Raw genomic sequence first — 22,578 nt, forward strand, 5'->3', positions numbered from 1 at the left:
TTCCAAAAAAAGAAAGGTGTTTTCCGAAATAGGAAAACACCTTTTTACTCATTTATTCTTATTTAGAACGCTACTCACGATAACGCCTATACAAACACCTATAATAGCTGGAACAATCCACCCAACACCTTCTGTATAAAACGGAATATATTTCAATATTGGCGTCCACTGATTCATCATCACATTTTTATTGAAAATATCAATTGCACTAAATACCGCTACAATCCCAACTGTTACTGCGTATACGTATGCATACTTTCCAATATACTTATGGAATAACCCTAAAATAATAAGCGTTAATGCAACTGGATAAATAAACCCAAGAATCGGTACTGATACTTTTAAAATTTGTGTTAATCCTAAATTAGCTAAAATCATACTAACAAAACTCAATATAAATGCCCAAACTTTATACGCTACTTTCGGAAATACACTTGCGAAAAATTGACTACAAGACGTAACAAGTCCGATTGACACACATAAACACGCGATCGTAAAAATAAGACCTAATAAAACGACTCCGCCTTGTCCAAATAATGTAGTCATCACTTGCGCTAACACGTTCGCCCCATTATCAAATGTACCTAACGAACCGCTAATTGAACCAACATATCCAAGTATGACATAAATAATAGATAATAATAGTCCTGCACCAATTCCAGCAATACTCATATATTTCGCTAAACCTTTATCATCTTCAACACCTTTTGCACGAAGAGCATTTGCAATAACAATCCCAAAAATTAAAGCGGCTAGCGCATCCATCGTTAAATATCCATCTAAAAAGCCTTGGAACATAGGAGCTTGTCCATAGTTTCCAGCAGCCTCTTTCACACTGCCTACTGATGTAAACATACTCTTTATAAAAATAAGGGCAATCATACCTAATAATAACGGTGTTAAAACTTTTCCGAACAACCCCATTAATTTAGACGGTGATAAGCTTAACCAGTACACAATACTAAAGAAAATAACAGTGTAACATAATACAACTACACTTCCCGCTTCTGGGAACAACTGACCTGGCCCCATTTCAAAAGCTAAACTTCCTGCACGTGGTATACCAAGACCTGGTCCAATAAATAAATACACGATACACGGAAAAATAATGGCGAATGAAGAATGAACCCGACCCGCTAGCGTTTGAAAACTTCCTGCTTTCGCAATAGCAATAACTCCCAATATAGGAAGACCTGTTGCTGATATAATAAACCCTACTAATGAAATCCACACATGTTCTCCCGCTTCATACCCAAGGAAAGGTGGGAATATAAGATTCCCCGCTCCAAAGAACATCGAGAATAACATAAGGCTAATCAGTAAAATTTCTTTTTTCTGTAACAATTTCATTTGTTTCTCCTTCTTTAATTTCATCTTTTATGAAATCAATTTCACATATAAAAAAAGTGCAATAATCCGCTTCCTAACAAAGAAAACATAGTCCATAGTCTATCACAAAAGAAACACCCATTCTATAGCTATCTCTCTTTTCCAATTTCTTCTGAAAAATCAACCTTTATTGACTTATAATAGTTAATAAGGTAAAATATTAAATGTACAAAATTATTAACTTTGTTTTTGTTTGTGTCAGGAGGAAAATAACATGGAATCAACGATACAACTAGAAAGAGAACAACAAAGAAAAAAGAAACATCCTCCAGGTTTATACTTACTCTTCTTTACAGAAATGTGGGAAAGATTTAGTTACTATGGATTACGAGGATTATTAACATTATATTTAACGACAGCTTTAGTAAGCGGTGGTCTTGGGTTTAGTCCCGCATGGGCACTCTCTATTTACGGATTTTATACTGGAGCCTGTTATTTCACACCAATGATTGGTGGATACTTAACAGACCGTTTTCTAGGTAGACGAAAAGCAATCACAATTGGTGGTATAACAATGGCAATCGGTAACCTTACACTATTTGCCTTGCAAAACCAATTAGGCCTATACCTCGGATTAGCGCTTATTATTATTGGTAATGGATTCTTCAAACCGAACATCTCTACACTGGTTGGAGAATTATACGAAGAGAATGATCCAAAACGTGATAGTGCATTTACCATTTTCTATATGGGTATTAACGTCGGGTCATTTTTAGCTCCACTCGTTTGCGGATTTTTATCAGAAAATTTATTCAAAACAACAGTTGATGGCGTTGTACATTACGGATTCCGTTACGGTTTCTTAGCCGCTTCAATCGGAATGATCATTGGACAAATTTTATTTACAACACTATCAAATCGCTTCCTTGGTGATATTGGTAAAAAACCAACTCGCGATTTGCAAACAGCTGCTGGACAACCATCAGTAGGAGATACACCGTTAACAAAAAAAGAAAAACAACGTACCGCAGTTATCGTCATTTTAACATGCTTCGTTGTCTTCTTCTGGGCTGGCTTTGAACAAGCTGGTAGCTCATTAACATTATATACAAACAAATTTGTAGACCGCTCTGTGTTCGGATGGGAAGTTCCAACATCTTGGTTCCAATCGGTCAATCCATTATTTATTATTTTACTTGCCCCAGTCATTTCAGCATTATGGGCAAAACTTGCAACTCGTAAGCGCGGGGATTTAAAAATCCCAACTAAAATGGGACTTGGTATGATCCTACTCGGTATCGGTTATATCATTCTTGTTATCGCTACATTAAAAACAGGTAGTGATGAACATAACATTACAGAAAAAGCAAACTTACTATTTATCGTCTTTACGTATCTTTTCCATACGTTAGGTGAGCTATTCTTATCACCTGTTGGACTATCAATGGTTAGTTCGCTCGCTCCAGTAAAACTAGCATCTTTACTAATGGGCGTATGGTTAGCAAGTTCAGGTATCGCCAACATTTTAGGTGGACAACTTGCAAGCTTCACAACTTCACTTGGATATGCTGAAGTATTTACAGTTATTGGCGCTGTAGCAATCGTTTTAGGTTGTGTTTTATTACTAATTTCCAAAAAGTTAGTGAAGTGGATGGATTAAAAAAAGATGAGGGATTTCCCCTCATCTTTTTTTATGCATTCTTACCTTTTTCTATCGCTTGTTCGTACAGCTCTTTATGTTCTTTATATTCACTTGGAACAAAATTCTTATAGAAGAATGCAAGCCAACTGTCTCCTTTTTTATATCCTTCTTCTCGAATGTCAGCCGCTTTTTTATTCGATTTGAATCCTTCAACAAACCATTTTTTTAACGATTCATTCTTTTCATATTTAGCAGGTACCTTTAAATCATAGTTTTCAAACGCATACTTATAGCCAGCCTTTTCTACTGCCTTTTTTGTAGACTTATACCCTTTTTCATAGGCTGTTTCATATGCCTTCACGTATACTTCTTTCTCTCTATTTCCAGGATTCTTTTCAGCTAGTTCTTTCCCTGTCTTTTCCCCTAATTCAGCTTGCTCTTTTTCAATGTTTTCTGTTCTTTCTTTATTCCCTACTTTGAACCCGTCTGCAAAGTTTACCTTAAACTCTGGAGCAACTTGACTATCGTCCATCGTCTCTTGTGCTAAACCTTGTTCTTTTCCTTTTTCAAAATACGTTTTTTTCTGCTCTTCTAAAGACCATGCGGCTGCATAAGTCGCTTTAAACGCTTGTTTATATGCATCAGATTTTCCAGCTACATGCACTTCTGCATCATTTTTTCCTGCTTTAAAATCAGTTTCTCCATTCTTTTGACCTTCAAGTTGACCTTTTTCCATATCAGCTTTTCTCTGTTCCTCGGCTACACGTTGTCTCTCTTCTTCAGCTTTACGCTGTGCTTCTGCAGTACGTTGTTTTTCAGCCTCAGCGTTGCGCTGTGCTTCTGCAGCACGTTGTTTTTCAGCCTCAGTATTGCGCTGTGCTTCTGCTTGTCTCTCAGCTTCTACAGTACTATTATTATTCTGGCTAGGAGCTGGGCTCGTTGCACCACTACTAGAAGCTGGTTTATTGTGATAATGATATTCCCCGTACTGTAATCCCCATTTCTCACAATTTGTACGACACGTATGTCCGCCATTAGCATCTGTACGCCCTGGATGCGCATAAGCTGAAATTGGAGCTACCAATAACGCTATACTCGTTGTTAAAAGAAGTTTCTTCACCTGTTGTCTCACTCTTGTTCCTCCCAAAATCTTGAATTCTAACTTCATTATACATAAATAGAAAAATACTTGAATACCAACTAAAATATTCTATTATTTCTCAACATTAGTAAAAAAGAAGGTCAACTCTTTAAAGAGTTGACCTTCTTTTTTACTTCTTCGCCTTTGTTCCTACTAAATCACCAGCAACAACATAACGTTTAGAATTATCTTTCACTGATACACATGTAATAAGCGTTATCTCATCTTTCCCATGATCCTCTACAACTTCCCATTTATCAGGAGTTACTTCAGATACACCAGTAACCGCATACTCATATTCATTTTCATTGTCATACAAATAAATTTTATCGCCTTTTTTTAGAGACGCTATGTCACTAAATAAAACACCTTTTTTAGACATGTTATGTCCTGCTAATGCATAGTTCCCTTTTCCCATTACTTGATTTTCTTTTACTGTTGCTGCACCTGATAATAAGTTTTTCTCAGTAGAAGATTTTAAAACAGGAATTTCTAATGAAACACTCGGGATCGAAATACGACCAATTACTTGTTTCTTATCTAATGATGCATTCGCTACTTCTGCCAAGTCTGGCTGATTAATTTTCGAAGCATCTACAAATTCCGTCTCATGTTTTTCATAATCCATCTTTTGAACAGCCTGTACATTTTCAGTCTGTTTCTTTTCAGCCTGATATCCATCATAAAATGGCTTTCCGATTAACACGCCACCTACAACAAATAGCAGAATTGCTACTATACTATAAATTCTTTGCTTATTCATATACAATTCCTTTCCCCTACAAAATCTTACTCTATATAAAATGATAAGATAATATTGCTATATGTACAAGTATTAGCTGAAAAGAAACCTTCTTGCCGGGGCAAGAAGGTTTCTTTTTAAGCTAATTTATTTCTGTATAGTGATACGTGGAATACTGTCACTTGAGTCAAATAAATCAAATATACAACATATAAAGGATACGCTGGAATATACAAATTTGCTACAGGTGTAAATATTAATAATCCTAGTGCACAAGGTAATACAAACCACAATGATACAAATGTTGTTCGACATGCTCTATCTGTAATATCCTTCTCACGTTCATCCTCTTGGGGAAATAATAAAGGATACAATCGCAATGATGATTTTTTATATTTCTTCTTATGCAATCTTTTAAAAAACGCTAATATGATAGCTACAATAAATAGTAATACAACAGGTGTCAAACTCATTGTTATTTTAGATGACAAATTCTCATTTTCAATAATATCAGCAAACTGTATATAAAAATCATAAAACTCTACAAATGCCCAGCATGCCAATACACTGTAAAATAAATTTATGATATATGAAGCAATAATTCTATTCATCCTCTTTCCCCTCCTTATTTAAAACAAACACATCTTCCATCTTTAACTCGAATACATCACAAATCGTCAATGCTAGTAACAATGAAGGAACGTAATCCCCTTTTTCAATTGCAGCGATCGTTTGTCTCGTCACTCCTACCTTTTCTGCTAATACACTTTGCGTAAAATTAAAGCGAGCTCTTAATTCTTTCACCTTATTGCAAATGGTCAAATTTACCACCTCTTACCATCATTGTATGCTATCCTTAACAAAATGTAAACTCAGCTTAACATTATTTTCACAAAAAAATCCAACTTTACGTTTTGTAAAGTTGGATTACGTTTTAGTTTAAAATTGTAACTTTAACATTTTTTCTGCCCCAATTACTAGACGAAGCTTTATCCGGCATTAAAACATCGATTTTGTGACCTTTAATCGCGCCACCAGTATCTGCTGCAATTGCTTGTCCATAACCTTCAACATATACAGTAGAACCTAATGGAATAACACTTGGATCTACAGCAATTAATTTCATTCCTGGGTTTGCAGTTAGATTATAGCCTCCCCATGCAGAATAAACTTGTTGTCCTGGCGCATAGCCATTTTCAGCTGGATCTGCTGTATAAGCTGTTGCATGTACATAGATTTCTCTTCCACCAGCAGTTGGCTTCGAAGGTTGTGCAGGTTCTACCTTCGAATTATTATTAGCAGCAGGTTCAGCTGGTTTATTAGCTTTCTCTTGCTTTTGTTTTTCAGCAATTTCTGCTTGTGCTTTCACTAAAGCTTCTCGCTCAGCCTTTGCAGCCGCTTCTGCTTTCGCACGCTCTTCTGCTGCAATTCTTGCTGCTTCTTGCTCACGAGCAATCGTTTCTTGTACTGCCTTCATATTTGACTCAATTTTAGCTTTTTCTTCTGCTGCTAAATTAAGTTGGCTTGCAATCTGATTATATTTAGCTTGAACTGTTTGTAAGTTATCTTGACGCTTTTTCAAGTTATCCTGCAACTCAGCTTGTGCTTTTGCTAATTTTTGTTTGTCTACTACTAAAGATGCTTCTTTTTCATCAATTGTTTTCTTATCCTCTTCAATTTGACGAAGATCTTGTTCTTGTAGACGTAAAATTTCTTTATCAGCTTCTAGAATAGTAGAAACTGCGTTCATACGTTGTAAGAAATCTGCAAAGTTTTTTGACTCTACTACAACTTCCACTACTAAACTTGTATTTGAACTGTTTTGAACAGAAACCATACGTTTTCTCATAATATCCTTACGAGCAAGGACTTTATCCTCTAAAACGACAATTTCATTCTTTTTTTGCTCAATCTGCTTATGTGTTTCATCAATTTTACGTTGAATAGCAGCTTGATCCTCTTTATTTTTTGCAATTGTATTATTTAAATTATGTAGTTCGTTTTCGATACCTTGAATTTCTTTACTAACAGCTTGCTTCTCTTGCTCTTTCTTTTGCATATCTGCATCGTTTTGCTGCAATTGCTGTTGCATGTTGTTAAGTTTCTCGTCGTTTGACTCTGCTTTTACAGCGACTGTACTAGAAAGACCGATAATTCCTGCTAATACTAGACTACTGATTCGCTTAAAATAGTTCATAATCCGACTCCCTTCTTATACAGTTATACATGATTTATTTTACAGTTTGTTTACAATACCATTAAATACAGTTTATTTTTCATGACGAAAAAAAGGGAATTATGCATAAAATGTAATAGATTCTTAAATATTTAACAATTCCTATATTTAAAAATTATAAAAGATGCTAAAATCCAAATATAGAGAAAATATAACTTCTAAAGGCGGTTGAAATAAATATATGTTTACTCAAAAAAAATCACTTCTACATAAAATTGATCAATTAGAAAATCGTATACAAGAACTAGAAGCAGAATTAAAACAAAAAGATACTGAAAAACAAGTGATCATTTCTTCTATTCACGACCGTGTGCAAAACGTCGTTCAAGAGCATCAACTTGTAAATAATCAACACCATACACTTCAAAATTTAGTTCAACAATTAAACTCATGTTTCGAAAATGTTTCAACTCGTACTACACATTCCAATGAATTGAATAACGAAATGTTACAAAAAGAACAAAGCTTAATTCAATCTATTGAAGAAATTATTGACTGTTCTAATGAAGGAAAAGAATCTGTTCACCGTTTACTTATTGTAATTAACAAATTAGGTGAACAATCTCAGCGTACGTCTAACAGTATGAATCATTTAAGTGAACGTTCAAAAGAAATCGAGCAAATTGTAGAAGTCATTCAAAACATTGCAGCACAAACGAATTTACTTGCTTTAAATGCGAGTATTGAAGCTGCGCGCGCTGGAGAGCACGGTAAAGGATTCGCTGTCGTTGCTAATGAAGTAAGAAAGCTAGCGGAAAGTACAGCGGAAAGTACAAAAAACATCGGCAACTTAACGAAAAAAATTCAAGAAGAAATTGAAAAAGCATACGATAACACAAAAGATAATTTACATTTAGTCGATGAAGGTGTAGAAATGAGTGCCGATACAAACGCTAGAATTGAAAATATTTTAATTATGATTCAAACGTTACAAAATGGTGCTACAAATGTTATTAAAGCTATCGAAAACCAAAAATCTTGTAATGATGATATATTACGAGAATTCGCTAATACACAACAAATGTTCCAAAAATTAAATACTACTATTATGAACCATATTCATGATGCCGAAAAAGTCGATGTTCAATTGACTAAAGGTCTTCAAGAAACAGCGGCTTCTCATTAATAATAAAAACCCCTTATAGCGCGCTATAAGGGGTTTTTATTATATTTTGAATATTTATTTCTTCTCAATATTCATCCGTATCTTTGTTATAATGAACAAGTTGTTTCTTTCGACTAATAAACAAGGAGGTTTTTATGGAACAATTTAATTACATTTTAAAATATTTAATTCTTGGTCTGTTCCAAGGACTAACAGAACCAATTCCGATTTCTTCAAGCGGTCACCTCGTTTTAGCACAGCATTTGCTAGGACTAAAAATAGAAGGGTTTAGCTTCGAACTACTTGTTAATTCAGCTTCATTATTAGCTGTATTACTTATTTATAGAAATGATTTAATTCGTCTAACGAAGAATGGTCTATCTTATATATTTACAAGAGCAGAAGACGCAAAATCAGATTTCTTCTTTATTATTTATCTTGTTATTGCGACCATTCCAGCAGGTGTTATTGGTGTTTTATTTAAAGATTACATCGATCAGTACTTAAAAGGTGTGAAGATGGTTGGGATTTCCCTCCTTATTACTGCTGTCGGCCTTTGGATTATTAGAAACTTGCGTGGGCGTAAAAATGATGGCGACCTTTCTATGAAAGATGCAATCATCGTCGGATTAGCACAAGCTTGCGCACTAATTCCTGGAATAAGCCGATCAGGTGCAACAATCGTAGCAGCGATGCTACTTGGTATGAAGCAAGAAACAGCCCTTCGTTTCTCATTCTTACTATATATCCCTGTTAGCTTAGGTGGTTTATTACTAAGTATTACAGACATTGCAAAAGATCCAAATCTAGACACATTATTCGTACCATATGTCGTTGCATTTATCGCAACATTTATTATGACGTATATTTCGTTAAAATGGTTTATGAACATTATGGCAAAAGGAAATTTAAAATATTTCTCTTTCTATTGCATTATCGTAGGTGTACTTACTCTTATTTTCTTATAAAGTGAAACTTACAAAGCGAAAAGCGAGTCATTCTATTAAACTAGGATGACTCGCTTTTTTATATCTTTGCCCCTCTTATGCGTATACTTTCTTTTCTTGACAATACAAACGAATAACATGTTTATTTTGTTGAAATACATCATGCGTTAGGCGGATAATAATAAAATTTCGTTTTGTTTGATCATCATGAACAAAGATCTGTTCTCCCTCTTGAAAGCGCCACGCACTTTCAAAAGTTGTAATATGATCCCCACTTACAGAAAAAAGCTCATATCGCATATCTTGTACCCTCTCTCAACTTATGATAATCATAATATCCTTATATTAAATTTAGTATAGCTTAATTCCGTTGAGATTTGTAATTTTTTCTATTTCGAAATATTTTAATTTTGTTTTTAGACTCTTTTAACGTTATAATGATAAACGAATTTTCATTGAAAGGAGCTTCATTTTGACTGCATATTTATTTCCAGTAAAAACAGCATTTATTTTATTTCCTATTTTAGCAATGTTTCTATTAATCCCTTTTTTAATATTTAATTATCGTAAATACGGTTATTTAAATAAATGGCGTTCATTTATTTTATATTCATTATTACTTTACTTATTAAATGCCTATTTCCTTGTGATTTTGCCGTTACCACAAACGTATGATACTTGTAGCCTACAACCGGCTAATACGCAACATATGCAACTATCACCATTTTATTTCATACAAGAGATTAGTAATCATACCTCGGCGATTTTAACGAAGCCAGCTACCTACTTCTATTTATTAAAGGAATCTGCGTTTTTACAAGTTGCTTTTAACGTTCTACTAACCGTTCCGTTCGGTATGTACTTACGTTATTACTTCCGACGTAGCTTCTTACAAACAGTGTGCATTTCTTTTTGCCTTTCACTGTTCTTTGAGTTAACACAAGTAACTGGATTATATGGTATTTATAATTGTGCCTATCGCTTATTTGATATTGACGATTTGTTTTTAAACACGCTAGGCGGCGTAATTGGTTTTATCATTGCACCAATATTTACGTACTTCCTTCCGAAAACAAGTGAATTAGATATTCATATTGATTTAGAAACGAAACCAGTTGGATTTATTCGTCGTCTCATCGCTATGCAAATTGATTGGATTTTCTTATCTATCGTTGTACCTTTCATTAAAAATAAAGGAAATTCACTATTTATTGCTAACATCCAATCTTATACAAATGTATACGAACTCCTTTTCATTACATGTTCAATCTTAATTTACTTTATTATCATTCCATACTTTACAAATGGAAGAACAATAGGAAAAGCGTTGCTTCGGATTTATATTAAAGGACAAGCAGAGCATATTACACTAAAAGAATTATTCATTCGTTACGGGATATTCTATTTCATTTTAGGCGGAATCAATTATATTCTTTCGAGTAGCTCTATCTTAAATCATACAGAGCCTTTAGTATTACTAGTTATACTATTATTCCAATTTGTAATTAACGGTCTATTTATTATTCATGTTTTATTACATGTATTTAGTCGTGATAAATTACTATTTTACGAGCGTATTAGTCAAACAAGAAATGCGATCATACTAAAAAAAGCTGACAAGTAATACTTTGTCAGCTTTTTTTCATAATCGTAAATAATTTTTCTGTGTAAGGGTTTGAAAACATTTCTGCTTCATCTAATAACTTCCTCACCTTTAGAAACGAATGCAATTCTGGATATATACTTTGTAATTTTTCGTACGTTAACGTATGCATTTTCCCCCAATGCGGGCGTCCCTCATACTTTAGAAAAATTTTCTCCACCTCACCAAAATAAGCCGCATACTTCATACCTTTATACATATGAACAGCAATATACGCTGAATCCCTTCCATACGCTGGACTGAGCCATATATCATCCCTTTTCACATAACGGCATTCAATTGGGAAGTGCACTTTATACTTTTTCTTTTCAATAAGGTTTGAAATTTCTTCTACAACGGTCCGCATATACTTTGAAGGAACGCTATACTCCATTTCATAAAATGGAACCGCACGCGACGTAGCAAATACTTCATAACTCGGACCAACTATCTTTGTATTCGGTACAGCTTTAGCCGATAATCGACTTACTCCTTTACTTATAGAAGGAAACCATTTACATCCTTTAGATAGCAAAGAAAACATCTTATTTTCAAGCAACTCTACCTTTAGTTTATGCCATTTCAAGTCACCTTTTTTACCCGTTGTTTCGTTTGTAAATTTCACTTGTACTTCATCTGAATAAGGAAAAACAAAAAACTCAAAATGGCGATTCTTCTTATATTCTTCTAATTTGTTCATTACAGTAGATAGTGACTGTTTTTCACTTTCATACACAAGTGAATACGCCCCGATAACTTTCAATTTTATCTTTACAATGATACCTAGCATCCCAAGCGACAACTGAAAGGCTCTCCAATATTCCACATTCACAGTTTCCGAACAAACTATACTCTCACCTGTAGATAAAACTGCGGTAATCTCTATAACTTGTGTTGATAAACTTCCAAAGGTAATACCCGTTCCATGAGTCCCTGTACTAATCGCTCCTGCAATCGATTGCAAATCAATATCCCCTAAATTTTCTTGGGCATAACCTTTTTCTTCAAGCAACTTCCCTAAATCATGTAACTTTGTTCCTGCCCATACTTCGGCAACCATCTTCTCTGCATCCATATCCAAAATACCTTTCAATTCATCTAAAGAAACTAAAATTTCTTCCGTTTGCACAAGAGGTGTAAACGAGTGTCCTGAACCGACAACACGAATTTTCTTCCCTTTTTTTCGAGCAAGCCCTACAACTTCTACTACATCTTGTATACTTTCTGGATACATCGTATAATGCGGCGTTCCTTCTACATTCCCTGTCCAATTTCTCCATTTTTGTCCCTTTATAGAAAGCATTGGCCATCCCCCCGATATGTTGAATACTCCCCAACAATCTCTCCTTCTTTCACACGATATAAAAAAGGAAAACGCTCACATAACTCTCCAGCTTTACTATGGCGAAACAAGATAGAATCTCCTATCTCTACTCGTTCCTCACCGTTATAAAAAATCGGTGTTTGCACTTCGCCAGCGCCTTCTAAAGCTAATAGTTTGGCACCATTTGGTCTCCAAATCTCAGGTTCTTTATCTTTCCCGATTGCACCTGAGGCAATATATCCACCACCTAAACAAGTGTAAATAAACGGGGCTGGTTTACGCACAACTGGTAAAGCAAATCCGACAGCTGGATGAAATTGCACCTCTTTATAATAATCAAACAGCTTCGGGGCATAAAAAGCAGAACCTATTGTAATCTCTGAAACTGAATTATCTTGCCCAGTTGTTTTTATACTTCCTGTTCCTCCCCCATTTACAAACCTTAGTTCAATACCTAGGTTTTGTATTTCTTTTACGATATGTCCTCTTCTTCCTTTAACTTCTAACACTGACTTCTTCTTTAAATACGAAATCACTTTACTTTTCACTCGTTGATTTGGTATGTTGTCTCCTACCCCAGCAATTTGGGCTTCATATCCCATTACACCATCTAGTATTAAACATGATGATTCTTTTACCCTTCTCACTATTTTCAAAGCACTTTGCACATCTTTTACTGGTGATCTTTTGACCCCAAAATGAAATTGAAAAAAATGACTACTCATATCAATATCCAAACAAACACGAAAACAACCATTAGACTTCTCAGCAATTTTTTCTAAATAAACAACATGCTCTTCACAATCCACCATACAAGTTATAATAAGCCCTTTCTTGGTTAGTAAACTTATTTCATGTAAAGCTCTTTCATCATAAACAGGATATCCGAGCAATAAATCATTGAATCCTTGTTCAATTAAAAACAAAGCCTCTCTAGGTGAAAAACACATAATACCTTGAAATCGATCATTTGTAGCTAAAATCTTTTGCATAACTGGAACAGAACGTAACGATTTACTCGCTATACGAATCTTCTTATTCCCACTTAATTCTATAATCGATTGAATATTTCTATCTAAAGCCACTTCATCCAAAAATGCACACGGTAATGGAACCTCTTTAAAAATTCCTCGATCCACATTTTTCTCTCCTCTTTTCAATATGTCTTATACATATTGGAAAGAAAGTTGAAATTTCCTCTACAAAATAAAAAAGTTTCTTCCTATTAAGAAGAAACTTTTTTAGGACTATTTCATAGAAATAGTCGCCTCTACTGGATAATGATCAGAGTAATCATTATATGTATATTTTTTAAGCCATGATGTAACAGTCCACTGTGGAGATTTCGGTTGTAATACTTTATTCTCTATAAATGACGGATTCGCATGGTCTTTACTTGCGATAATATAATCTAAATACTCGGCAGGGCTATCAGGGAAATTATATTTTGCTATACTGTTTGTTGTCGCATCCCAAGTTGCTGTATGTCCTGTATAAGATGGAATAGAAGCGTGTAATGTTTTGAACATGGATGCGTACTCTGAGTCACTATTGTTCTCTGCATTTATTTTATTCACGTTCATATCACCACCAAATAGGACGTACTCGTCATTTGGTATATTCTTATTTTTAATAAAGTCTTGAATTTCTTTTAACTGATTTGTACGTACAGATGCAGGTGAAGTTTTTCCGCACATACTATCTTCAGCCTGCAAATGCGTCCCGATTACATGAACGAAACGATCATTTTTCTTAATTTTCGTGTATACAAATCCTTTATTCGATAAATTATCTGGCCCGCATCCTTTTGCAAATACATATTGAATCTTTTCAACAATCGGCCATTTACTCACGATTGCAACGCCCCCATCTTCAGGAGTTGAAGATGAATAGCTACCTAACGTTTTATCCCATTCATTTCCGTTACTACGACCTAATACCGCTGTTTGATTTGGATATTCTTTCTTCAAATTCCCTAACAAACGATCTGATGCGCTATTATCAAACACTTCATTTAATATAACAACGTCTTGATTCTTTATATAATCTGCCGCCCCAATTAAATCAGCACGCTCACTTTGTCCCCAGTTCGGATATAAATTTGTTGATAGCATGTACACATTATGTGTCATCACTTTCAAAGTATTATTTTGATTTGTAGACGTTTCTGCTTGAGCTGAAGATCCTCCGTATAAAACTCCTAAACCAATCCCAAAGCTAAGTACACCTTTTAGCAATTTTCCTTTCACGTTTCATACCTCCATGTATTAGTTATAAAAAGGCCAAATACTCTATTGTGAGATTTGACCTTTTTTTAATACTTAACGATCTCCGTACGTATCAAACCAAAGCTGAATGTATCCGGCAGTAACACGTTGTGCATCCATTAATCGCTTACCTGTCATTGGTGTAACTTCAGCGCGCCATTTATCTGCATATTCTTGTGATACAGCTGCTTTTACGAACCAATCTTTCGTATTATCATTTACAATGCCAGCGTAATCCTGTTTCGCTGCTACTGCCGCTCCGTGAATCCACTCTTCTGGATTTGTACCTTTCCAGTTCCAATATCCATTTCCATCCGTTACTTTATAATTATCTTTTATCGTATCTACAAAGTTTTCATATTTAGAATGGAATCCTTGTGGGTACGAAAGATTTGTAAAGTTTGCCGCATGCATCGGTTGGTTTACATCTCCTAAATAATGAAGAGATAATCCTAAATAGAAGAATGCTTGTTTCATATCTTTATTTTTATATGATTCACCAGCTAATTTAAAATATTTAGCGCCAGTTTCTTTTGCCTGCTTTGCAAATGGAATATATGTTTTTCCATTGTCTGGATCATAGAAATGTGAAGCAAATGTGCTATTATCATAATAAGGATTTTCATAGTCAGCAGCATAAATACCATTTTCTAATTCCGTACGCCATTCATTTAATTGTGCAACTCGATCTTGTTTTACAAGTGTTGTATTGCGAGACATAATATCAATGGCGCGGTTTACAATCCATAAATGAGAGTTTACGCCTTCCTTATGTTTATCTTCAGCAGACCAGCGATGAACTATTTTTATTTTACTTCCCCCATCGTTTTCATGAGCAAATGCAACACTTTGTAACGGCGCTACTAATGTAATAGCTGCTGCTAAAGCAAGTACTTTCTTTTTCATCTGAAATCCTCCATTTTATAATTGAATTATTGTAAACTTTTGTTAGGATCCTATGATATCGTCCGGTTAACCTATGACTAGAATATCCCACCTTTCATGAAATTTCTATCAATAAATTAAAATATGCAAATGTTCATATCATTATAACTTTATACTTAGTGAATATAATGAATAAATGCACTTATATTGTAATAAAGTATTGTTAAGCTACTACGAATGATTGTCTAAACTAATGTAAAAAAAGAGTAAAGCATCCACATGCTTTACTCTTTTTTTCTATTCGATAATATACTTGGTAGTTGTACATTAACTGCCAACTTATGAATAAATCCAAACACTAATCCAATCCCAATAAAGATATATAAGATTGTAAATACCTTTCCGAAATCAGTTTGCGGACTAAAATTCCCATCACCGACAGTCGTCAACGTGACCACACTAAAATATAAAGCGTCAAGAGGACGTAATCCTTCAACTGTACTATAAAAAATCGTACCAGATGTTAATGTTAAAAATGTTAATACGAATAATACTTGAAATTCTTTATCTTTCCACGCTCGTAAACAAGCTTTTAGCATTCGTTTCAATGTCAACATAAATGAAAGCATTAGACTTCCCCTTCCAAACAAAATACCTGTAGTTAAAGGAAAGTCTATCACCTTTCTGTATAGAAAAAAAGTAGCCCTCTTCTATTTCTAGAAAAGAGCTACTTTTTACTATTCTCTATTATTTAGGTGAAACAAGAATTTTCACTTGTGTTTTATCTTTTACAAGTGCTTCAAATCCTTCTTCAACAACTTGATCCACTGTAATTTTTTTCGTAATTAATTTCTCTGCTTGAATTTGGCCAGAGCTAATCAATTTAATAACAGCTGGGAAGATATGACGGTATCCAAGAATACCGATAACTTCTTTTTCTTTTAGTACAAGGTTGTTTGGCGTAATTGTCGCATCTTTTTCCCACACACTAACAATTACAGTTTGTCCTTCAAAGCTTGTACTTTCAATCGCTTGACGAAGTACTACTTCGACACCTGTTACTTCAAAGCTCACATTTACACCTAAACCATTTGTTAAGTTACGAATTTCTGCTAGTACATCTTGAGTAGCTGGATTTAATACATAATCCGCACCTGCTAATTTTGCTAACTCTTGACGTTCTTTAGAAAGTTCTACTGCAATCACAGGAGTTGCTCCTGCTGCTTTAGCTGCTTGAATGACAAGAAGTCCAATTGGACCACAACCAAATACTGCTACAGCTTCCCCTTCTTTTAATTTACTTTGACGTACTGCATGAACTGCTACCGCTGCTGGTTCTACAAGTGCACCTTGTTCATACGTCATTTCATCAGGAATATGGTGGACCATATCTTCTGGTACTACTGTATATTCAGAGAAACCGCCGCCGTCTCCGCCAAGACCGTGGAAAACAAGTTGTTCACAAACATTGTAATGTCCATGTTTACAAGCTTCACATTTACCACAAGAATAAATTGGTTCTACAACGACGCGATCTCCCACTTTATGAGAAGTAACGCCTTCACCGATTTCAACTACCTCACCACTAAACTCATGACCTAAAATAACCGGTGCTTTTACGTGTGTTAATGGGTGCTCTTCTGTTGGAATAAAAATAGGTCCTGCTAAATATTCATGCAAGTCTGTTCCGCAGATACCACACCATTTCACTTTAATCTTAACTGCTCCTGGTCTTACAGTTGGTTCTGGTACTTCTTCTACTCGTACATCGCGTTGATTATGCCAAAGTAATGCTTTCATTTTATACATCCCTCTCTACGTATATACTTAACCTGGTGAAGTTTACAAATCTATTATAATACTTCTATCCATATATTTCAAAAAAACAATCTCATTTCCACTAAATTTTAACAAATAACGTTCAATATTTTGTCACTTTGTACTTTTTTCCACATCTGTGAATGCTAATTTCATTGCGGTTGAAATTAGCATTATGCCATAATAGCATAGGAGAGGTGAATATCGCTTGAAATATTTTATTTACTTTATTGTTATCGTAGCGTTTCTAGATACATTTTCACAATTACCTATTATGAGTACGTTCGCTCAAAGTCTTGGAGGATCTCCCCTTATTATTGGGCTAGTTGTCGGTATGTACTCATTCGCTAATATGATCGGTAATATTATTGCTGGCGCTGCTGTCGATAAATTTGGTGCAAAAAAAATACTTTATATAAGCATGGGACTTACGAGTTTCATAGTCTTGTTATACACCGTTGTTCAAAGTGGTGGACAACTATTAGTTGTGCGCTTTATGCACGGCTTTAGTGACGGATTTTTAATTCCTGCTGCCTTTACGTTTTTATCAAAACAAACAAATTCAGCAAGACAAGGTAAGGCAATGGCTCTATCTGGTGCTGCTGTTGGAACAGCGGCAATTGTAGGACCGGCTTTCAGTGGAATTATGAAAGCAACTGCTGGTATAGAGTGGGTGTTCATTACCATTTCTATTTTAATGGTCCTTGGTACAATCGTATCTCTATTCTTCTTACCAAATAACGTATCAAGAAAAGATACTTCAAGAACACAAATGATGAACAAAGAGGATATGATTGAACTATTGAAATCAGAACCGTTATTGCAAGCATATATTGGTGCTTTCACGCTAATGTTTTCACAAGGAATTGTCACTTATATGCTACCAGTGAAAGTTGAGGCATTAGCACTTAAAGCATCTACAACAGGCATGATGTTAAGTGTATTCGGCATTACCGCCATCCTCTTCTTCTTGCTGCCAACAAACCGTATTTATGATCGATTTAATCGTTCAAAACTCATGCTAATTGGTATTGCAGTAATGGCATTCGCGTTATCTTTACTTGGATTATTCGCAACAAAAGGTATGCTCTTTATCGTTATGATGATTTATGGCATTGGATTCGCTATCCTTTTCCCATCGATAAATGCATTACTTGTTGAAAATACGACAGATGATAAGCGCGGAAAAGCATTCGGATTGTTTTATGCTTTCTTCTCATTAGGAGTTGTTGCTGGATCCTTTACAGTTGGTGCAATCGGGGCATCCCCTAGCGTCAGCTTCGTTATCGGAACTGCATTCTTATTAACATTCGCTGGAATGATTTATGTAAGAAGCAAAATAAAAAGTAAAGAAAAAAGCAAAGTAAAAAGCAAAGTAAAAAAGACAATGATGGGTTAATTCCATCATTGTCTTTCTATGTATAGCCTTTTAATTTATAATTTCAACATATGCTGGATTCGCAGTTATATAATTTCCAGATTTTAATTTATACATTTTCGAACCATTCACAGTTAATGTTTCTACAACAGTAAACACATCTCCCTGTTTCACAGTCCCTGCTTTTGCATTCCAATCAGGTTGGTTATAATAGTATAATTCAGGTGCCTTTACACGAAGTAAGAATGTTTTCTTTTGTAAATTAAATGATTTTACTAATCCATTTACATGTCCTCTTGCAAGCTGCTCTCTGAAATCCGCATTGGCAAGCTTTGCAGCATCCTCAGCTCGATCAATAAATCCATTTTCAGTCAATATTGCAGGCATATTTGTCTCTCTTAACACATGAAAATTACTTGTTTTCATTCCTCGATCAACAAAATCAGTTGTTTTCATAATTTCTTGATGAATCAATTGGTGATACGTTGTAGTAGGAGCACCTACATTCGGATAACTGTAATCCTCATAGCCTGTTCCTCCACCACTATTGATATGCACAGATAAGAAGAAGTTTGCTCCCCACTGATTAGCATCATTCGTTCTTTGTGCTAATGTAGGATACACATCACTTGTACGGCTCATTCTAATCTCATGACCTGTATACTCAGAATTTAAAATATTACGAATTCGCAAAGCAATATCTAATGTTAAATCCTTCTCTTTCAAACCATTTCCAATAGCACCTGTATCTGTTCCCCCATGCCCTGGATCTAGATAAATTTTAACTGTTTCTGCACTCGCATTTGTACTTGGCACAATAAAAAACATACAAGTTAAACATAATAAAAAGATACTACTTTTCATAACAAACGATACATTTTTCCATGCTTTCAATTACTTTACTCTCCCTTTACTTGCAAATTAAAAATTTACTACGTGCTACTTTTCTTTTTCCGAAAGAATATTACATTAAACTACTAAACTATTATCTTATTAATTCCCTATGAATTTTACTTAAAACAAAAACTAAAAGCAATATATAATTTTATTTTTTTTAAATAATTAAATTTCGACACCTTAAATTAGTAAAACCTTGAAAAATATGTATTTACTTTTTTTCCAATTAGAACATTTACCATATTAAAATAATTAATTCCCATCCGATATACTGAAAGTTCTTCGAGTCAATTCTCATAAAAAACAAAGAAATCCTTTCGACAATTTCCTCGGAAATACTTCTTTTCCCCACATAATTTGATACACTACACATAGATAAATTAATACCTTAATGTACAAAGAAAAAGCACATCCTTCGAATGAAGAATGTGCTTTTATTTTATCTCGCTATTTGCGGACAGTAAGAATCCCGCCTCGAAATTCGACGAATACGAGGAAGTGTGTGCTAATAATCATTGGGGATGAACACCTCCGACTGATTAAATTTCCATTTTATTAACGCTTAATCCAAACAGCACCTGCAGACTTATCATCCGCTTGTCCAACAACTTGGAATTTAAGTCCAAGGTTTGGAACTTTTCTTCCTGCATCTGCAATTTGTTTGTTACTATATACTTTTGAATCATCAAATGTTGTAACACCTTGTAATCCAGAATAGTTAAACTGTCCACGTGTTAATGAATTTGCACTCCATGCTGGTGTTTGATCAAATGAAAATGCAGCATCTGCAATTTGCATACCTGTATTACCGTAAGTTGGTCTTCCGTTTAAATTGCCAACAAATGCCTCTGGATGCGAATCCACAACACCAATGAATCCTTCACCTGGATGCACCCCAACCCAGTTATCTTTGAAGCTATCATCTGCATACCAAACGACAAGACCTGTATTATACACTGGACCTTTTCCTGCTTTTAATCCATTATCTGATCCCGCATAGTTTCTCCACTCTAAGTAGTAATAATGAGCCTTCTTTTCTGTCCCATCAGAAACAACAAAACCATTTAAATTCATTTTAGCCTGTCCTTCTGTATCATCAGAAAATACAACTTGTCCATCAACAGTTACATTTACATTATCCATCGCGAAACCTTTATATGTTACAGCCGGATCTGTAATATAATCGAATTGCAGTTTCACTTTCTTCCCTTTAAATTGACTTAAATCATATGATTTATCCATCCATTTTCCATCTGTTGTATCTTTATCTTCTTGGACTACTTTTTCTCCAAGTCTATCAATTAATGTTTTCGTTCCATCTTCTGTTACTGCATGCACTTCGACAAAATCGCACTCTGCTTCTAACTCATAATTTGCTTTATAATCGAATTTTGCATTTGTTCCTTTTGTTAAATCAAAGAATGGTGTCTCTAGTGTTGTATGCATATCATCTCCTCTTGTACTATAATATGCATGCTTTCCAAACTCCGGTTTAATCGTTTCAACACTTTTACCTGGTAAGTTAACACGTACAACGCCTGGACGATTGGATTTCGTAACACTTTGATCAATATATGTAGGAACTCCTACTCCACGCTTAATTTTATCGTAATCTACTTCTAAAATTTTTGCCCAGTTGCCACCCATATTCTTTTGTAAGAAGTCTTTATTTTGTGGTGAGAAACTAGTTGGCTCTGTTCCTGCAATTTTCCCTGTCCAACTACCTCCACTCATTAATGACCACGCTTCGACAGGTGAACCAGTTCCAGTATATTTCGTATCATATTCATCTGGTAAGCCAAGATCATGTCCAAATTCATGCGCAAATACACCTACTGCTCCATCTTCTGGTTCAATTGTATAATCATGCGCCGCTACTTTTCCACCAAAGTAATCTACCTTTGATTTTGTACCTTCAACCGCTACTGGATCTATTGCTAATTTTGAACGATGTGACCAAATTGCATCATCGCCTAATTTACCGCCACCAGCTTCTTGACCGACACCAGCATGGATTACCATTAAATGATCAATTACACCATCAGGTTCATTTTGATTTCCATCACCATTTGTATCATATCTATCAAATTGATCAAATTGAGATAAATCTAACCCTTTCTCAGCGGCTGCATGTAAAGCTTCTTTCACTAAATCACGTGCCCCTTTTGGTCCTTTATTATCGTGACCACTACTACCATCAGCACCGTAGTCAGACGCTTTTCCTGGAACAGTTAGCCATTCCGTTACATATCCATCTGTCGTATAACTACCGCCAGATTGCTCTTCATAATATTGTTTAAATGTTTTTACTTTCGAACCATCAAATAACGTGTACGGTTCATTACCAAATAACATTTTTTGATAATGCTCTCTACTAAAGTCATTCGAATACATATACCCTGGTGTTTGATCAATATTATTATGTTTATAATCACTAAATTCAACGAGTAATACTAATACTTTATCAGTTCGAATAGATCCCTTATAAGGCGCTTGCTTTGCTTTAGAAGTTGGGACTTGTCCATTCAATTGCTTTTTATTTGGTTCTGGTTTTTGCTCAGGACTCACCTTTTTTTCAGGTTTCTTTACTTTCTCCTTTTCCTCCATTTTCTTCTCTTTTACTTTTTTCACGAAATCAGATGCCTCTTTAGCAGTATCCGCTGGAAGAATTTCTTTATTTGCCTGATCGCCTTGTTTCTTTTCAATATACTTTTCTACAGCTTTTTTCGTTTCTTCTTTAGAAGATGCTGGATTTATTGTTCCTCTTTCCTTCAGCGCTTCCGCCAAACGATCTTCTTGAATTAAATTGTAATCAATTGGTGTTGTAGATACATTGTCTTTCTCTTTTGCTGGCGTTTCTGCGTATGCTAGCGGAGCACTCATTACAGATGTGCATCCGATAATTGCCGCAATTGCTAATGATGATAACACTTTAAATGGCGCTTTTCTTCTCATTCTATTTCTCTCCTTTTATAAAACTTAAAATTCAGATAAATAAGTGCATTTAAATCAAAAGCTCTCCTTTCTGCCCTCCCTATATACAGTGAAACTTTAATCAGTGGGGAGTTTGTCCATCCCCACTGATTATTAGCCCACACCAATCGGGCAGTTACGGGCAGTTGATTTCCCACCTAACTTCTTTGCTCTAGCTGAATTTTGAGGTGGGAATCTTACTGACCGTTAATGCGGGACAAAAAGGCATAATTCTATAAACGTTAAACTTTC

At 34.9% G+C, this 22,578-nt stretch carries 20 protein-coding genes; 5 read left to right on the forward strand and 15 right to left on the reverse strand.

What is annotated here, in order from left to right; genetic code table 11:
• Positions 1 to 48 precede the first annotated feature (48 nt).
• Positions 49 to 1,350: a branched-chain amino acid transport system II carrier protein gene (gene brnQ / locus QEP67_RS24450; RefSeq protein WP_000771675.1), complete on the reverse strand. Its 1,302-nt coding sequence runs from the start codon at positions 1,348 to 1,350 to the stop codon at positions 49 to 51.
• Between the two features lie 253 nt (positions 1,351 to 1,603).
• On the opposite strand from brnQ, the gene QEP67_RS24455 reads away from it, so the two are divergent.
• Positions 1,604 to 2,989: a peptide MFS transporter gene (locus tag QEP67_RS24455; RefSeq protein ID WP_000446271.1), complete on the forward strand. Its 1,386-nt coding sequence runs from the start codon at positions 1,604 to 1,606 to the stop codon at positions 2,987 to 2,989.
• 31 nt (positions 2,990 to 3,020) lie between these two features.
• On the opposite strand, the gene QEP67_RS24460 is transcribed toward QEP67_RS24455, so the two are convergent.
• From QEP67_RS24460 to QEP67_RS24480, 5 genes are all read right to left on the reverse strand, one after another.
• A complete protein-coding gene (locus QEP67_RS24460) occupies positions 3,021 to 4,103 on the reverse strand; it encodes a YHYH domain-containing protein (RefSeq protein ID WP_001249822.1) in 1,083 nt (360 codons plus the stop codon).
• Positions 4,104 to 4,242: 139 nt separating this feature from the next.
• Complete coding sequence (locus QEP67_RS24465) at positions 4,243 to 4,875, reverse strand: class A sortase (RefSeq protein WP_002108795.1); 633 nt, start codon at positions 4,873 to 4,875, stop codon at positions 4,243 to 4,245.
• Positions 4,876 to 4,991: 116 nt separating this feature from the next.
• Positions 4,992 to 5,465: a hypothetical protein gene (locus QEP67_RS24470; protein ID WP_001079775.1), complete on the reverse strand. Its 474-nt coding sequence runs from the start codon at positions 5,463 to 5,465 to the stop codon at positions 4,992 to 4,994.
• Complete coding sequence (locus tag QEP67_RS24475; protein ID WP_000150858.1) at positions 5,458 to 5,676, reverse strand: helix-turn-helix transcriptional regulator; 219 nt, start codon at positions 5,674 to 5,676, stop codon at positions 5,458 to 5,460. The genes QEP67_RS24470 and QEP67_RS24475 overlap by 8 nt, the downstream gene beginning before the upstream one ends.
• Positions 5,677 to 5,788: 112 nt before the next feature.
• A complete protein-coding gene (locus QEP67_RS24480; protein WP_001105801.1) occupies positions 5,789 to 7,051 on the reverse strand; it encodes a 3D domain-containing protein in 1,263 nt (420 codons plus the stop codon).
• 220 nt (positions 7,052 to 7,271) lie between these two features.
• Here QEP67_RS24480 and QEP67_RS24485 point away from each other — a divergent pair, with 220 nt between their 5' ends.
• Both QEP67_RS24485 and QEP67_RS24490 read left to right on the forward strand, forming a co-directional pair.
• The gene (locus QEP67_RS24485; protein WP_000495002.1) at positions 7,272 to 8,216 is read left to right on the forward strand and encodes a methyl-accepting chemotaxis protein; all 945 of its coding nucleotides are present in this window, start codon (positions 7,272 to 7,274) and stop codon (positions 8,214 to 8,216) included.
• 134 nt (positions 8,217 to 8,350) lie between these two features.
• Entirely contained in the window at positions 8,351 to 9,163 is an 813-nt protein-coding gene (locus QEP67_RS24490; RefSeq protein WP_151035276.1) for an undecaprenyl-diphosphate phosphatase, read from the forward strand.
• A 75-nt stretch (positions 9,164 to 9,238) separates the two neighbouring features.
• On the opposite strand, the gene QEP67_RS24495 is transcribed toward QEP67_RS24490, so the two are convergent.
• Complete coding sequence (locus tag QEP67_RS24495; protein ID WP_001268332.1) at positions 9,239 to 9,442, reverse strand: hypothetical protein; 204 nt, start codon at positions 9,440 to 9,442, stop codon at positions 9,239 to 9,241.
• Between the two features lie 172 nt (positions 9,443 to 9,614).
• Between QEP67_RS24495 and QEP67_RS24500 the strand changes: the two genes are divergently transcribed.
• Positions 9,615 to 10,766: a VanZ family protein gene (locus QEP67_RS24500; RefSeq protein WP_000128051.1), complete on the forward strand. Its 1,152-nt coding sequence runs from the start codon at positions 9,615 to 9,617 to the stop codon at positions 10,764 to 10,766.
• Positions 10,767 to 10,773: 7 nt separating this feature from the next.
• Here QEP67_RS24500 and QEP67_RS24505 read toward each other — a convergent pair whose 3' ends face one another.
• The 6 genes from QEP67_RS24505 to bdhA form a co-directional block, all read right to left on the reverse strand.
• On the reverse strand, positions 10,774 to 12,087 hold the full coding sequence (locus QEP67_RS24505; RefSeq protein ID WP_000948941.1) for a D-arabinono-1,4-lactone oxidase: 1,314 nt from the start codon (positions 12,085 to 12,087) through the stop codon (positions 10,774 to 10,776).
• Positions 12,075 to 13,247 carry an amino acid deaminase/aldolase gene (locus QEP67_RS24510; RefSeq protein ID WP_000373767.1) on the reverse strand — a complete coding sequence of 391 codons (1,173 nt, stop codon included), beginning with the start codon at positions 13,245 to 13,247 and terminating at the stop codon, positions 12,075 to 12,077. The genes QEP67_RS24505 and QEP67_RS24510 overlap by 13 nt, the downstream gene beginning before the upstream one ends.
• Before the next feature lie 108 nt (positions 13,248 to 13,355).
• Positions 13,356 to 14,357: a sphingomyelinase C gene (sph, locus tag QEP67_RS24515; protein ID WP_000676775.1), complete on the reverse strand. Its 1,002-nt coding sequence runs from the start codon at positions 14,355 to 14,357 to the stop codon at positions 13,356 to 13,358.
• Between the two features lie 72 nt (positions 14,358 to 14,429).
• The gene (gene cerA / locus QEP67_RS24520; RefSeq protein ID WP_000731008.1) at positions 14,430 to 15,281 is read right to left on the reverse strand and encodes a phospholipase CerA; all 852 of its coding nucleotides are present in this window, start codon (positions 15,279 to 15,281) and stop codon (positions 14,430 to 14,432) included.
• A 263-nt stretch (positions 15,282 to 15,544) separates the two neighbouring features.
• A complete protein-coding gene (locus QEP67_RS24525; protein ID WP_000948239.1) occupies positions 15,545 to 15,889 on the reverse strand; it encodes a potassium channel family protein in 345 nt (114 codons plus the stop codon).
• Between the two features lie 118 nt (positions 15,890 to 16,007).
• The gene (gene bdhA / locus QEP67_RS24530; RefSeq protein WP_000645832.1) at positions 16,008 to 17,060 is read right to left on the reverse strand and encodes a (R,R)-butanediol dehydrogenase; all 1,053 of its coding nucleotides are present in this window, start codon (positions 17,058 to 17,060) and stop codon (positions 16,008 to 16,010) included.
• A 226-nt stretch (positions 17,061 to 17,286) separates the two neighbouring features.
• Between bdhA and QEP67_RS24535 the strand changes: the two genes are divergently transcribed.
• Positions 17,287 to 18,477, forward strand: a complete 1,191-nt coding sequence (locus QEP67_RS24535; protein ID WP_353706456.1) for an MFS transporter — start codon at positions 17,287 to 17,289, stop codon at positions 18,475 to 18,477.
• A 30-nt stretch (positions 18,478 to 18,507) separates the two neighbouring features.
• On the opposite strand, the gene QEP67_RS24540 is transcribed toward QEP67_RS24535, so the two are convergent.
• Positions 18,508 to 19,350, reverse strand: a complete 843-nt coding sequence (locus QEP67_RS24540; protein ID WP_000649234.1) for an N-acetylmuramoyl-L-alanine amidase — start codon at positions 19,348 to 19,350, stop codon at positions 18,508 to 18,510.
• 558 nt (positions 19,351 to 19,908) lie between these two features.
• The gene (gene inhA2 / locus QEP67_RS24545; protein ID WP_001252965.1) at positions 19,909 to 22,308 is read right to left on the reverse strand and encodes a M6 family metalloprotease immune inhibitor InhA2; all 2,400 of its coding nucleotides are present in this window, start codon (positions 22,306 to 22,308) and stop codon (positions 19,909 to 19,911) included.
• Positions 22,309 to 22,578 lie beyond the last annotated feature (270 nt).

Origin of the sequence: Bacillus cereus group sp. MS39, assembly GCF_040448665.1 — a bacterium.
Classification (GTDB): Bacteria; Bacillota; Bacilli; order Bacillales; family Bacillaceae_G; genus Bacillus_A; species Bacillus_A wiedmannii.

Coding starts and splice junctions, on each gene's coding strand:
- brnQ (WP_000771675.1), bottom strand. CDS start 1,350: ATGAAATTGTTACAGAAAAAAGAAATTTTACTGATTAGCCTTATGTTA.
- QEP67_RS24455 (WP_000446271.1), top strand. CDS start 1,604: ATGGAATCAACGATACAACTAGAAAGAGAACAACAAAGAAAAAAGAAA.
- QEP67_RS24465 (WP_002108795.1), bottom strand. CDS start 4,875: ATGAATAAGCAAAGAATTTATAGTATAGTAGCAATTCTGCTATTTGTT.
- QEP67_RS24470 (WP_001079775.1), bottom strand. CDS start 5,465: ATGAATAGAATTATTGCTTCATATATCATAAATTTATTTTACAGTGTA.
- QEP67_RS24480 (WP_001105801.1), bottom strand. CDS start 7,051: ATGAACTATTTTAAGCGAATCAGTAGTCTAGTATTAGCAGGAATTATC.
- QEP67_RS24485 (WP_000495002.1), top strand. CDS start 7,272: ATGTTTACTCAAAAAAAATCACTTCTACATAAAATTGATCAATTAGAA.
- QEP67_RS24490 (WP_151035276.1), top strand. CDS start 8,351: ATGGAACAATTTAATTACATTTTAAAATATTTAATTCTTGGTCTGTTC.
- QEP67_RS24495 (WP_001268332.1), bottom strand. CDS start 9,442: ATGCGATATGAGCTTTTTTCTGTAAGTGGGGATCATATTACAACTTTT.
- QEP67_RS24505 (WP_000948941.1), bottom strand. CDS start 12,087: ATGCTTTCTATAAAGGGACAAAAATGGAGAAATTGGACAGGGAATGTA.
- cerA (WP_000731008.1), bottom strand. CDS start 15,281: ATGAAAAAGAAAGTACTTGCTTTAGCAGCAGCTATTACATTAGTAGCG.
- QEP67_RS24525 (WP_000948239.1), bottom strand. CDS start 15,889: ATGCTTTCATTTATGTTGACATTGAAACGAATGCTAAAAGCTTGTTTA.
- bdhA (WP_000645832.1), bottom strand. CDS start 17,060: ATGAAAGCATTACTTTGGCATAATCAACGCGATGTACGAGTAGAAGAA.
- inhA2 (WP_001252965.1), bottom strand. CDS start 22,308: ATGAGAAGAAAAGCGCCATTTAAAGTGTTATCATCATTAGCAATTGCG.